The organism is Agrobacterium sp. P15N1-A (genome assembly GCF_044626815.1).
Lineage (GTDB): Bacteria > Pseudomonadota > Alphaproteobacteria > Rhizobiales > Rhizobiaceae > Agrobacterium > Agrobacterium leguminum.
This window is the reverse complement of record NZ_JBIUPF010000003.1, coordinates 279,846-292,090: the sequence shown is the minus strand read 5'-3', so window position 1 is coordinate 292,090 and position 12,245 is coordinate 279,846. Positions and strand designations below refer to the sequence as shown.

Below are 12,245 nucleotides of genomic sequence, written 5' to 3'. Positions count from 1 at the left end.
GACGCTACCGCGCCTTCGGCGTCGCCAACACATTCCGGATCGCAAAACTCGAATGAATGCGCGAAACCCCCGGCAGCTTCGACAGAATTTCCTTGTGAATCCGCTCGAAATCGCCAGCACTTTCCGCCTCGCAGCGCAGAAAATAATCCGAACCGCCCGTCATCAGATAACATTCGCGGATCTCCGGATAGCGCCGCACCGCATTTTCGAAACGGTTGAGAAAATCCTCCGTCTGGCGGTCGAGCGTGATCTGCACGATGACCGAAATCACCTCGCCGCCGGCAAGGCCGCTGGTCAGCGCCGTATATCCGCGGATAATCCCTTCCCGCTCGAGAATATCGACCCGGCGCAGGCAGGCGGATGCGGAAAGCCCGACTTCGGCCGCCAGTTTCGCATTGCTGATGCGGGCATTGAGCCGAAGCAGGCGGATGATGTGGCGGTCGGTCGCATCGAGTGACGACATAGAAGATTCCAATCAGCAAAAGAAAATTGCGCCATTGTGAATTATATCGCATTTTCTTCGAACAATCGCCAAGAAATTCGACAATCGTTGCAATACCCTCATGGGATAAAAATGAGGGTGAACGACCATGGACATGCAGATCAGCCGCCAGCAGGCCGCCGGTGGTGCAAGCGGTCATCTGACCATCGATCTCGGCGCATTGCGCGACAATTATCTGACCCTTGCGGCCATGGCGCCCGCGTCGCAGACGGCATCGGTCGTCAAGGCCGATGCATACGGTCTCGGCGCGGATATCGTCTCGCAGGTCCTGTTCGACGCGGGTTGCCGCAATTTCTTCGTCGCCCATATCGATGAAGCGCTAGCGTTGCGACTGCGGCTTTCGGCAGAAGCGCGGATCTTTGTTCTCAACGGTCTTCAGCCCGGCAACGAGACCTCCTGCGCTGCCATGGCCGTTACCCCGGTTCTGAATTCGCTGGAGCAGATTGCCCAATGGTCGGCCCACGCCAAAAAGCTTGGCAAGGCGCTCACCGCCGCCGTGCAGATCGATACCGGCATGTGCCGTCTCGGCCTCTCCCCCGAAGAACTCGAAATCCTCGCCTCCCGGCCGCAATTGCTGGATGGCATCGACATCGCCTTCGTCATGAGCCACCTCGCCTGCGCCGATGAACCGGAGCATGCCTCCAATGCCGCGCAGCTTGCGGTGATGCGCAAAGCCGCCATTGCCTTTTCTGAAGCGCCGGTCTGCTTTTCGAATTCCGGCGGCATCTTTCTGGGCAATGATTACCACAACCACCTGCTGCGCCCCGGCATCGCGCTTTATGGCGGCGCGCCCTCCGTCGCACGCCCCAACCCGATGAAGCCGGTCGTTCGCCTCGATCTCGCCGTCATCCAGACCCGCACTGTGCCCGCCCGTTCGCTGGTCGGTTACGGCGGCTCCTTCGAAGCGGCCGGGCCCACGCGTCTGGCAACCATCGCCGCCGGTTACGCTGACGGCCTGCCGCGTTCGCTCAGCAATCGCGGCGCAGCGTGGTATAACGGCGTGCGCCTGCCGATTGCGGGACGCGTTTCGATGGACAGCATCATTCTCGACATATCCGCCCTGCCCGAGGGAACATTGACCCAGGGCAGCCTTGTGCAGATGATCGGGCCTGAGCAGACGCTGGAAGACATCGCCGAGGATGCGGACACGATCGCCTATGAAATCCTGACCGGCCTCGGACGCCGCTATCGACGCCTTTATATTCAGCCGGGAGAAACCCCGGCAGCCGCTTCAACATCAGTCAATCACAAGTGAGACGATCATGAACGTCACTATCCTCGGAGCCGGCGTCGTCGGCGTGACATCCGCCTGGTATCTGGCCAAAGCCGGGCACAAGGTGACGGTGATCGACCGCCAGCCGGCCGCGGCACTGGAAACCAGCTTCGCCAATGCGGGTGAAGTTTCCCCCGGCTATTCCTCGCCCTGGGCTGCGCCCGGCATTCCGGTCAAGGCGATGAAATGGCTGTTCATGAAACACGCGCCGCTGATCATCCGCCCGACGGCCGATCCGGCCGCATGGCGCTGGATGAGCCAGATGCTGCGCAACTGCACCTCGGCGCGTTACGCCATCAACAAGAGCCGCATGGTGCGCGTTGCCGAATATAGCCGCGATTGCCTGATGGCGCTTCGTGAGGAAACCGGCATCGAATATGACCAGCGCATGCAGGGCACGCTGGAGGTGTTCCGCACCCAGAAGCAGTTTGACGCCATTGGCAAGGATGTCGACGTGCTGACGGCGGGCGGCGTGCCTTTCGAGATTCTCGACCGCGACGGCTGCGCCGCCATCGAACCCGGTCTTTCTCCTTCGAAGGAAAAGATTGTCGGCGGCCTGCGCCTGCCGGGCGATGAAACTGGCGATTGCTTCATGTTCACCACCGAACTTGCCCGCATGGCCGAAGAAGCGGGCGTTACCTTCCTCTACGATACCGGCATCATGCGCCCCATCGTCGAGGCAGGACGCGTCAAGGCTGTGGAGACCACCCGCGGGCTGGTGGAGGCCGATATTTTCGTGGCGGCACTGGGCAGCTATTCGCCGCAGTTCGTGCGCCAGCTTGGCCTTACGCTGCCGGTTTACCCGGTCAAGGGTTACTCCATCACGGTTCCGATCGTGAAAGAGGAGCGCGCACCCGTTTCCACGGTCATGGACGAGACATTCAAGGTGGCGATTACCCGGCTCGGCTCACGCATTCGCGCCGGCGGCATGGCGGAAATCGCCGGTTTCAGCAAGGATTTGCCGGCCGCGCGCCAGGAAACGCTGGCCCACTCGGTGGAAGACCTGTTCGGCGGCGCGGGTGACCAGACCCAGGCGAAATTCTGGTGCGGCCTGCGCCCGATGACGCCGGATGGCACGCCTGTCATCGGCGCCACGCGCTACAGCAATCTTTATCTCAATACCGGCCACGGCACGCTTGGCTGGACCATGTCCTGCGGCTCCGCCCGGGTGCTCGCCGATCTCATCAGCGGCAACAAGCCGGAGATCGACACGCACGATCTGGCGATCAGCCGTTACGTCGCCTGACACGTAACCCGCCATCCCCGTCCCACAAGACGGGATGGCGGTCGATCAAAGCGCCAGAGCATCCTTCAGCGCCAGACCTTCCATCATGCGCAGATCAAGATCGGCCTCGATATGGTCGAGATGCTGCAACATCAGCGCACGCGCCTTTGCCGTATCTTTCGCCTCAAGCGCGTCCAGGAGATCGGCGTGATCATTGTGCCCGCAGCTTGAAACACCAGAGCGCCCATAAAGCGCAATGACCAGAGACGAGCGGGCGACCAGCTCGTCCATGAATTTTTCCAGAATGGCGTTGCCGGCAAGCGAGGCCAGCATCAGGTGGAAATCGCCCGATGCCTTGATTTCCGCGCGTCTGGCGCTCGGGCCGCGCTCATGCTGGTGGCGGCTTTCCTGCACCAGATGCTCACGCAGCCACTTCACCGCCGCAGGCGTTATTTTTTCGATTGCGGCATCCACGACGCCGGGTTCGATCAACCGGCGCGACGCGAACACCTGCCGCGCTTCATCCGGCGTGGGATTGGAAACGAAGGCGCCCCGGTTGCGTTCGGCCTTCACCAATCCCTCGTAGGCCAGCATCTGAAGTGCGGCGCGCACCACCGTGCGGCTGACATCGAACAGCGTTCCCACTTCCGATTCCGACAGTTTGGTTCCCGGCGCCAGCCGCCGGTCGACAATGGCGTCACGCAGCGTATCGCGAATGGCCTGGGCACGGTCTTCATGCGAGGTGTCGGAATTGACGGTTATCTGGGAAAGGCTCATCGGTGCGTCCTGTTTGTTCTTGAGTTCTAGCGCGAAGTGCGTCGCGCGCAAACAGGAATTGCGGGTCGCCGCCGGTCTGCCACAATTCATTCAGCGCCCGTTCAGCAGCCCGGCTGTATTTCCTTAACCATCGAATTTGCAACTGGCAGCGCCCTGCCACCTGTATGGAAGAACACACCATGTCGTCCTTTGCAGCTAAAACAGTTCTGACAATCGCTGTCGCCGCCGCCACCATTGTTCCCTTGAGCAGCGCATCCGCCGGCGACTGGGACCGCCGCGACCGTCGCGATGCTGCCATTCTGGGTGGCGTGCTCGGCCTTGCCGCCGGTGTCGCCGTCGGCTCCGCAATGTCGCGCCCGGCGCCAGCCTACGATGAGCGCGTCTATGTCGACGAGCCGAGCTATGTCTATGAAGAGCCGGATTACCGTTATTACCGCGCAGCACCGCAGCCGGTTTACCGCCCGGCACCGGTCTATCGCGCCCAGCCGGTTTACGACAGCCGTCCGGTCTACAACCAGCGCCGTACCTATCGCACCATCGAGCCCTGGACCAACGCCTGGTACGATTATTGCTCGCAGCGTTACCGCAGCTTCAACACCCGCACCGGCACCTATACGGATTATGACGGCCAGCGTCATTTCTGCGTCGCGGGTTGATCGGGAAGACCTTCAACACGGTTATTACCGTTATTGTCAGGCCGCGGATGGAACCGTCCGCGGCTTTTCCATGCGCGCGCCGCTCCAACTCACGCCGTGCCGCTCTTCACATAATCCGCCCGGTTGATGCCGTGGCGCTGCAGCTTGTCGTAAAAGGTCTTGCGGGCGATGCCGAGCGTGGCGATGGTTTCCGCCACGTCGCCATTCGATTGTTCCAGCGTTTCGCGGATGATACGCGCCTCGATCTCGTCCACGCGCTCCGGCAAGGTGCCGGAAGCGGGGATTGTGGATTGTAAGGCAGGCGCGGTCGCCGCCTCCGTCTCCAGCCCCAGCACCACCCTTTCGGCAAAATGCCCGAGTTCGCGCACATTGCCCGGCCAGTCGTGGTCATTGAGGCGGCGGGAAATGCCGGCGCTGATCTGCGGCACCGCCATGTTGAAACGGTTGGCGGCCTTGGTGACGAAATGGGAAAACAAGAGCGGAATATCCGCCTTGCGTTCGCGCAGCGGCGGAATGGACAGCGTCACCACATTCAGCCGGTAATAGAGGTCCTCGCGAAACGTGCCGCGCTCGCCCGGATCGCCAAGATCGACCTTGGCCGCCGCCACCACGCGAATATCGACCGGCCGCTCCTCGTTGGAACCGAGCGGCGACACCTCGCGCATTTCCAGCACACGCAGCATCTTCACCTGCACCGCAAGCGGCATGCTTTCGATTTCGTCCAGAAACAGCGTGCCGCCGCTCGAATGTTCGATGCGGCCGACGCGCTTTTTCTGCGCGCCGGTGAAAGCCCCCGGCTCATGGCCGAAAAGCTCACTCTCGATCACCGTTTCCGGCAGCGCCCCGCAATTCAAAGCCACGAAATTGCCCTTGGACCGCTTCTTGCTCCAGCGGTGAAGCGCCGTCGCCACCACCTCCTTGCCGCTGCCCGTCTCGCCCGCCACCAGCACATCCACATCCGTATCGGCAATGTGCCGCAGCGTGGTGCGCAGGCGCTCCATGGCGGGCGTCTGGCCGATCAGCGGCAGATCGTCCTCCGCCTGCCCCGCCGCCCGGCGAAGCGCCCGGTTTTCCAGCACGAGGCGGCGCTTTTCCAGCGCCCGGCGGGCGCTTTCCACCATGCGTTCAGCGGGGAATGGCTTGGCGATGAAATCATAAGCGCCATTGTGAAGCGCATCGACGGCCATCGGCACATCGCCATGGCCGGTGATGAGGATGACCGGCAGATCGGCATCGATCTTGCGGACATGGTCGAAAAATTCCAGCCCGGTCATGCCGGGCATACGCACATCGGTGATGACGACGCCGTCGAAATCCTCGCTCAAAGCCGCAAGCGCCTGTTCCGCGCGGGAAAACGACGTGACCGGCAATCCATCGAGTTCCAGCGTCTGCACCATCGCCTTGCGCAGCTGGGAGTCGTCGTCCACCAGGAATATGGTTCCATCCGCCGTCATGTCATGCTCGCTTCAGAAATACGGAAAAACATGTGCCCGCCTTGCTGCTCGCCACCTCGATACGCCCGCCATAATCCGAAGCAATATCGTTGGAGATGACGAGACCGAGGCCGAGGCCGCTCTCCTTGGAGGTATTGAAGGGCGAAAAAAGCTGGGCGCGGATGGTTTCGGGAATGCCCGTGCCATTGTCGCTGACGGAAAGCACGACCATGTCGCCATCCTCGCGCACACGCACTTCGACACGGGCCGCCCCAGTCTCTTCAGTGGCTTCCAGCGCGTTTTGCAGAAGATTGATGAGTATCTGCTCCAGCCGGATACGGCTGCCGAGCACCTTCAGGTCCTGATCCGGCAACACGATATCCAGCGCATCCATCTGCCCGGAGAAGCGGCTGCGCAACAGCATGACCGCACCTTCGATAACCAGTCGAATACTGACAGGCTCGGCGGCGGTGCGGCCCTTGCGCGCCAATATCTTCAGGTCGCCGGTAATCGTGCCGATGCGCTCGGTCAGTGCCGCGATGTTTTCGAGATTTTCGTTGGCCTCGGACATGCGATCGCGCTTCAGCAACGTGCGGGCATTGTCGGCAAAGGCCCGGATGGTCGCGACCGGCTGGTTGATCTCATGCGCCACACCCGCCGCCACCTGCCCCAGAATGGAAAGGCGGTTGGCCTGCACCAGTTCGTGCTGCACATTGCGCAACTCGCCCGAGGTCTTTTCATGCAGGGCAATTTCGGCCTGCAGATGATCGCGAGTCTTGGTCAGGTCGCGGGTCCGCTCCTGCACCTTCATTTCCAGCTCCGTGCGAGCGCGCTGCTCCTCTTCCTTTTCCTTAAGCGCCTTGTGCCTGCGCCACAGCCACAGGGCCGAAAGCGCCATCAGTGGCATCAGCGTCGCCAGCGCCACCACCCTGCCCTCTCGGATGGCCGCGTTCAGCGCCGGCGCGACGGGTTGGAGATAATGCAGCGTCCATGAAGTGGTCGGCACCGGCACTTCCAGCCGCAGATAATCGCCGCGCTCCCTCCCAGGCTCATCGACATGAATGAGCGGAACACCCTCGCTCGCGCGCCGCGCCGCGCGAAACGGCAGCGTTGAAAGCGCCTCATTGCCGAATTGAAGGCTTTCGGAAATGATTTTCCGCCGCGCCTCATCGATCGGCGCAACGGTCTTGAAGCGCCACTCCGGCACGCTGGTCATCAGCACGACGCCGTTTCTGTCGACCACATAGACCGGCTTGCCGCCGATGTTCCAGTCTGTCTCCAGCCGGTTGAACTCGACCTTGGCAATGACGACGCCAAGCGGCCGCCCATCGGCGGCGTCGATGCGGCGAGAGATATAGAGACCCGGCCGACGGCTGACATTGCCGAGAGCATAATGTTCGGACATGCCGGTCTTCATCGCCGCCTGGAAATATTCGCGGAAAGCATAATTGGAGCCGACAAAGCTGTCGTCCTGCCGCCAGTTGCTCGACGCGATGGTCAATCCGGTCGGCCCGGTCACATAAATCACTGAGGATTGTGTGCCTTCAATCAGCCCCTCCAGCTTGCGGTTCAACCGGTCGAGGGCAGGAGCACCGCCGCCATCCAGCGCGGCGGCAAGATCGGGATCTCCGGAGAGGACAAGCGGAATGGCGCGCGGCCGCTCCAGCGCGACATTCAGGAGCGCGATCTTGAGTTCGGCATCCGTGGCGGCCTCGGAACCCGCCATGCGCAGCGCCTGATTGCGGGCGAACTCATCGGCCACCAGCAAAACGCCAAGACTGACAAGCAGCCACAGGCCCGCCAGCGCCAGCCATTGCGCCCGCCGCTTCGCATGGGAATGAGATGCCTGATCCTGATAAGCCATGAAACAATTGTGCGGATTTACACACAGACCGCAAGAGATTTTGTCCGGAATTCCGCACAAATGCATGCGAGCTGATGAAGCGCCAATAAAAACTACTTTTGAAATCAGCCAGTTACACCAAATAAGCAAGTCTGGCATGCGTATTGCACATGACTCCGCAATCGGCGCGAAGCCGTCAACGTCACGGCGATCCCGGGAGGCCAATAAAGGCAGGGTGAGGCCGAGGAGGAAAAAACATGATCGATACGACAGCCGTGGCCGCAGGCCACGCCAAGCAGCCATTCTACAAGCACCTGTATTTCCAGGTTCTGGTGGCCATCATCGCCGGTATCGCGCTCGGCCATTTCTATCCGGCCTTCGGCGAACAGCTGAAGCCGCTCGGCGACGGCTTCATCCGCCTCGTCAAGATGATCATCGCGCCCGTCATCTTCCTCACCGTCGCAACCGGCATCGCCGGCATGAACGACATGAAGAAGGTGGGTCGCGTGGCCGGCAAGGCCATGATCTACTTCCTCGTATTCTCCACGCTCGCGCTCATCGTTGGCCTCATCGTCGCCAACACCGTGCAGCCGGGCGCCGGCATGAACATCGATCCCGCCACGCTGGATGCAAAGGCTGTCGCGACCTACGCCGACAAGGCCCATGAGCAGACCATCACCGGCTTCCTGATGAACATCATCCCGACCACCATCGTCGGTGCTTTCGCCAGCGGCGATATCCTGCAGGTGCTGTTCTTCTCGGTTCTGTTCGGTATCGCGCTCGGCATCGTCGGCGAAAAGGGCAAGCCGGTCACCGATTTCATGCACGCCCTGATGTATCCGATCTTCAAGCTGGTCGCGATCCTGATGAAGGCCGCCCCCATCGGTGCTTTCGGCGCCATGGCGTTTACCATCGGCAAATACGGCATCTCGTCCGTCACCAACCTCGCGATGCTGATCGGCACCTTCTACATCACGTCCTTCCTGTTCGTGTTCGTGGTTCTCGGTGCGGTATGCCGTTACAACGGCTTCTCCATCGTCGCGCTCATCCGCTACATCAAGGAAGAACTGCTTCTGGTTCTCGGCACCTCCTCTTCCGAAGCCGCCCTTCCCGGCCTGATGAGCAAGATGGAAAAGGCCGGCTGCAAGCGTTCGGTCGTCGGTCTCGTCATCCCCACCGGTTATTCCTTCAACCTTGACGGCACCAACATCTACATGACGCTGGCGGCCCTCTTCATCGCGCAGGCGACCGGTATCCACCTCTCCTTCGGAGAACAGATCCTGCTGCTGCTGGTGGCCATGCTCTCCTCCAAGGGTGCAGCCGGCATCACCGGCGCGGGCTTCATTACGCTCGCGGCCACCCTCTCCGTCGTGCCTTCGGTCCCGGTCGCCGGCATGGCGCTGATCCTCGGCATCGACCGTTTCATGTCGGAATGCCGTGCACTCACCAACTTCGTCGGCAACGCCGTCGCCACCATCGTCGTCGCCCGCTGGGAAGGCGAACTGGATCAGGATCAGCTTGCCCGCGTTTTGAGCGGCCAGGAAGAGTTCACCGGCATCGCCGATGTGGATCAGCTTCCGGCTTCGGTTCAGCCCGCCGAATAATAAGACCTCCCAAGGTCCGGCCTGTCCCGGTTTCTCCGGGCAGGCACATATGGAAAGCCCGGCGCATCGACTGGATGCGCCGGGCTTTCATTGTTCAGGCTCGCACCCACCCAATGGGGTTTTTATCGGCCGGAAGATGCGGTAGAGCCGGAGCGGAACAAATGCGATAAGCGGAGTGGCGGCATGAAGAACCTGTTTCTGGCCTGGCAATTCTGGGCGCTGCTATCGGCGGCCTTTGCGGCGCTCACCGCCATCTTTGCGAAGGTCGGCGTCGAAAATATCAATTCCGATTTCGCCACTCTCATCCGCACCGTCGTCATTCTCGCCGCCGCCGGCCTGATGGTTTACATCACCGGCAACTGGCAGCAGCCTTCCACCATCTCGGGAAAAACCTGGGCGTTCCTCGTGCTTTCGGGACTTGCGACCGGCGCATCGTGGATATGTTATTTCCGAGCGCTGAAACTCGGCGACGCCGCCCGCGTCGCGCCCATCGACAAGTTGAGCGTCGTGTTTGTCGCCGTCTTTGCGGTGCTGTTTCTGGGGGAAAGGCTGTCTTTGCCCAACTGGCTGGGCGTGGTGCTGATCGCCTGCGGCGCGGTGCTTGTGGCCTATCGGGGATAGGCCGGCCGGATAAACCGGCCGGCACAATTGCGAGGGTCTTCAGCCTCGAGCGGCAGCAACCTTGTCGAGACCACGCTTCACACCGGCAAACAGCTCGTCCAGCTGTTCGGCCGTAATGATGAGCGGCGGGCAGAAGCAGATGGATTCGCCGATAGGCCGGGTGATGACGCCCTCCTCCTCGATGGCCGCGGCAAGGGCGAGCGTCGTATCGCCCGACTTCATGCCCTCCCACGGTTTCACCTCCAGCGCGCCGATCAGGCCGATGCCGCGCGAGGAATGAATGAGCGGGTGATCGGCCAGCGCCTTCAGATGATCGAGAAACTTGCCCTCCAGCCGGGCGACATTACCGACCAGATCGCGCTCCTGAATGATCTTCAGGTTTTCCAGCCCCACCGCCGTCGCGACGGGATGGCCAGAGGCGGTGTAACCATGGCCGAAGGAGCCGATACGGTCCGATTCATCGGCAATCGGCTGGTAGAAATTGTCATTCATGATGATCGCCGAAAGCGGCATATAGGACGACGAAATCTGCTTGGAGACGACAAGCACATCCGGCTTGATGCCATAGGTCTCGCAGGCGAACATCTTGCCGGTGCGACCGAAACCGCAGATCACCTCATCCACCACAAGCAGAATATCGTATTTCTTCAGGATCGCCTGAACGCCCGCCCAATACCCTTCCGGCGGCAGGAGAACGCCGCCGGCGCCCATTACCGGCTCGCCCCAGAAAGCGGCGATGGTTTCCGGGCCTTCGCGGAGGATCAGATCCTCCAGCTCTTTCAGGATGCGCGCGGTGAAATCCGCCTCGCTCTCCCCCTCCTTTCCAAAATGCACATAGGAGGGGCAGGCCGTATGCAACATACGGTCCAGCGGCAGGTCGAAGCTTTCATGGTTGCGCGGCAGGCCGGTGATCGAGGCCGAAGCAATCGTCACGCCATGATAGCCCTTGATGCGGCCGATGATCTTCTTCTTGTCTCGTCTGCCCAGCGCATTGGAGCGATACCAGACCATCTTGGCGACCAGATCGTTGGCCTCCGAGCCGGAGGAGGTGAAATGCACCTTGGACATCGGCACCGGTGAAAGCTCGATCAGCAGCTCGGCGAGATCGACCGACGGGCCGTGGGTCTTGTAGGAAAAGGTGTGGTAATAGGGCAGCTTCTGCATCTGCTTCGTCGCCGCTTCCACCAGCCGCTGTTCACCGAAGCCGAGCGCCACCGACCACAGCCCCGCCATCGCTTCGATATAGCGCTTGCCGCTGCTGTCGGTGACATAGATGCCCTCGCCGCTCTCGATCACCAGACCGCCGGTCTTTTCGAATTTGCGCAGATTGACGTTCGGATGCATCTGATAGGCGATATCGCGTGCCTCGACGGAATTCGGCAGGATGGTCATCGATGAAGGCTCCAATTTCGGTTGATGCTCGGCGTGTCAGACGTGCTGGCCGCCATTGATGTGAATTTCCGCGCCGTTGATGTAGCTCGACTGCTCCGAGCAGAGGAAATAGATGGTCTGCGCCACCTCGGCCGTGGTGCCGAGCCGCCCGAGCGGCACCTGAGCTTCCACCAGCTCCGCCGTTCCGGGGGAGAGGATGGCGGTGTTGATCTCGCCCGGCGCAATCGCATTGGCGCGCACGCCGCGCGGGCCGAACTCATGCGCCAGCTCCCGCGTCAGCGCCGCGAGCGCCGCCTTCGATGTGGCATAGGCTACGCCGGCAAAAGGATGCACCCGTGAGCCGACAATCGATGTGACGTTGACGATGGAGCCTTTTGCCGCTTCCAGTTCCGGCAAAAGCGTGCGGGCAAGCAGCGCGGTCGAAACGAGATTGACGTTCAGCACCCGCGTCCAGATTTCCGCCGTCGTATCAATGACACCGAGACGGCTACCGCCCTCGCCTTTCGGCGAAATTCCGGCATTGTTGACAAGCGCCGCAAGCTTTCCCTCTGGCAGGCGTGAACGCACCTCGTCCGCCAGATCATCAATGCGGGACAGGTCCTCCAGATCGGCCTGAATATGGCTCTCCCGCGCCGACGGCCAACGGCATTCCTCGGAGAAAGGTTGCCGCGATACGGTGAGAATTCTCCAGCCCTTTTCCTGAAACAGCTTGACGGTGGCGTGCCCTATTCCGCGGCTTGCGCCGGTCAGAAGCATATAAGGAACAGCCATATGAGAACTCCTGTGCCATGCGGACCGTTGAGCCTGCCGCGCATTCAGCCCCGCATGTTAGAGCGCTGCCACCGGCTGACAAGGTCTTTTTTGTCGCGGCGCAGCGATGGCGGATCGGCGACGGGCTAATCCCATTTGATGCACGGCT

General features: G+C 61.4%; 11 protein-coding genes. 5 read left to right on the top strand and 6 right to left on the bottom strand.

Annotation, left to right across the window (positions count from 1 at the left end; all coding sequences use genetic code 11):
- Positions 1-4 precede the first annotated feature (4 nt).
- Positions 5-463: an Lrp/AsnC family transcriptional regulator gene (locus ACIK7D_RS13245; protein WP_003500727.1), complete on the bottom strand. Its 459-nt coding sequence runs from the start codon at positions 461-463 to the stop codon at positions 5-7.
- Between the two features lie 127 nt (positions 464-590).
- On the opposite strand from ACIK7D_RS13245, the gene alr reads away from it, so the two are divergent.
- Together alr and ACIK7D_RS13235 are read left to right on the top strand one after the other, a co-directional pair.
- Positions 591-1,757 carry an alanine racemase gene (alr, locus tag ACIK7D_RS13240; RefSeq protein WP_080819129.1) on the top strand — a complete coding sequence of 389 codons (1,167 nt, stop codon included), beginning with the start codon at positions 591-593 and terminating at the stop codon, positions 1,755-1,757.
- 7 nt (positions 1,758-1,764) lie between these two features.
- Positions 1,765-3,021, top strand: a complete 1,257-nt coding sequence (locus tag ACIK7D_RS13235) for a D-amino acid dehydrogenase (protein WP_400156522.1) — start codon at positions 1,765-1,767, stop codon at positions 3,019-3,021.
- A 45-nt stretch (positions 3,022-3,066) separates the two neighbouring features.
- On the opposite strand, the gene ACIK7D_RS13230 is transcribed toward ACIK7D_RS13235, so the two are convergent.
- Entirely contained in the window at positions 3,067-3,777 is a 711-nt protein-coding gene (locus ACIK7D_RS13230; protein ID WP_400156521.1) for a GntR family transcriptional regulator, read from the bottom strand.
- A 179-nt stretch (positions 3,778-3,956) separates the two neighbouring features.
- On the opposite strand from ACIK7D_RS13230, the gene ACIK7D_RS13225 reads away from it, so the two are divergent.
- Positions 3,957-4,433 (top strand): BA14K family protein, encoded by a 477-nt coding sequence (locus tag ACIK7D_RS13225; RefSeq protein ID WP_020810516.1) that lies wholly within the window; start codon positions 3,957-3,959, stop codon positions 4,431-4,433.
- A gap of 89 nt (positions 4,434-4,522) precedes the next feature.
- On the opposite strand, the gene ACIK7D_RS13220 is transcribed toward ACIK7D_RS13225, so the two are convergent.
- Both ACIK7D_RS13220 and ACIK7D_RS13215 read right to left on the bottom strand, forming a co-directional pair.
- On the bottom strand, positions 4,523-5,887 hold the full coding sequence (locus ACIK7D_RS13220; protein ID WP_400156520.1) for a sigma-54-dependent transcriptional regulator: 1,365 nt from the start codon (positions 5,885-5,887) through the stop codon (positions 4,523-4,525).
- A gap of 1 nt (position 5,888) precedes the next feature.
- Entirely contained in the window at positions 5,889-7,730 is a 1,842-nt protein-coding gene (locus ACIK7D_RS13215) for an ATP-binding protein (protein ID WP_400156519.1), read from the bottom strand.
- Between the two features lie 236 nt (positions 7,731-7,966).
- On the opposite strand from ACIK7D_RS13215, the gene ACIK7D_RS13210 reads away from it, so the two are divergent.
- Together ACIK7D_RS13210 and ACIK7D_RS13205 are read left to right on the top strand one after the other, a co-directional pair.
- A complete protein-coding gene (locus tag ACIK7D_RS13210; RefSeq protein ID WP_127755824.1) occupies positions 7,967-9,313 on the top strand; it encodes a dicarboxylate/amino acid:cation symporter in 1,347 nt (448 codons plus the stop codon).
- A 183-nt stretch (positions 9,314-9,496) separates the two neighbouring features.
- Complete coding sequence (locus ACIK7D_RS13205) at positions 9,497-9,934, top strand: EamA family transporter (RefSeq protein WP_400156518.1); 438 nt, start codon at positions 9,497-9,499, stop codon at positions 9,932-9,934.
- A 39-nt stretch (positions 9,935-9,973) separates the two neighbouring features.
- Here ACIK7D_RS13205 and ACIK7D_RS13200 read toward each other — a convergent pair whose 3' ends face one another.
- Both ACIK7D_RS13200 and ACIK7D_RS13195 read right to left on the bottom strand, forming a co-directional pair.
- Entirely contained in the window at positions 9,974-11,326 is a 1,353-nt protein-coding gene (locus ACIK7D_RS13200) for an aspartate aminotransferase family protein (RefSeq protein ID WP_400156517.1), read from the bottom strand.
- A gap of 36 nt (positions 11,327-11,362) precedes the next feature.
- Positions 11,363-12,097 (bottom strand): SDR family NAD(P)-dependent oxidoreductase, encoded by a 735-nt coding sequence (locus ACIK7D_RS13195; RefSeq protein ID WP_262531010.1) that lies wholly within the window; start codon positions 12,095-12,097, stop codon positions 11,363-11,365.
- Between the last annotated feature and the right edge of the window lie 148 nt (positions 12,098-12,245).

What these genes read in the sequence shown, in the direction of transcription:
- ACIK7D_RS13245 (WP_003500727.1), bottom strand. Translation starts at nt 463, where the DNA reads ATGTCGTCACTCGATGCGACCGACCGCCACATCATCCGCCTGCTTCGG.
- alr (WP_080819129.1), top strand. Translation starts at nt 591, where the DNA reads ATGGACATGCAGATCAGCCGCCAGCAGGCCGCCGGTGGTGCAAGCGGT.
- ACIK7D_RS13235 (WP_400156522.1), top strand. Translation starts at nt 1,765, where the DNA reads ATGAACGTCACTATCCTCGGAGCCGGCGTCGTCGGCGTGACATCCGCC.
- ACIK7D_RS13230 (WP_400156521.1), bottom strand. Translation starts at nt 3,777, where the DNA reads ATGAGCCTTTCCCAGATAACCGTCAATTCCGACACCTCGCATGAAGAC.
- ACIK7D_RS13225 (WP_020810516.1), top strand. Translation starts at nt 3,957, where the DNA reads ATGTCGTCCTTTGCAGCTAAAACAGTTCTGACAATCGCTGTCGCCGCC.
- ACIK7D_RS13220 (WP_400156520.1), bottom strand. Translation starts at nt 5,887, where the DNA reads ATGACGGCGGATGGAACCATATTCCTGGTGGACGACGACTCCCAGCTG.
- ACIK7D_RS13215 (WP_400156519.1), bottom strand. Translation starts at nt 7,730, where the DNA reads ATGGCTTATCAGGATCAGGCATCTCATTCCCATGCGAAGCGGCGGGCG.
- ACIK7D_RS13210 (WP_127755824.1), top strand. Translation starts at nt 7,967, where the DNA reads ATGATCGATACGACAGCCGTGGCCGCAGGCCACGCCAAGCAGCCATTC.
- ACIK7D_RS13205 (WP_400156518.1), top strand. Translation starts at nt 9,497, where the DNA reads ATGAAGAACCTGTTTCTGGCCTGGCAATTCTGGGCGCTGCTATCGGCG.
- ACIK7D_RS13200 (WP_400156517.1), bottom strand. Translation starts at nt 11,326, where the DNA reads ATGACCATCCTGCCGAATTCCGTCGAGGCACGCGATATCGCCTATCAG.
- ACIK7D_RS13195 (WP_262531010.1), bottom strand. Translation starts at nt 12,097, where the DNA reads ATGGCTGTTCCTTATATGCTTCTGACCGGCGCAAGCCGCGGAATAGGG.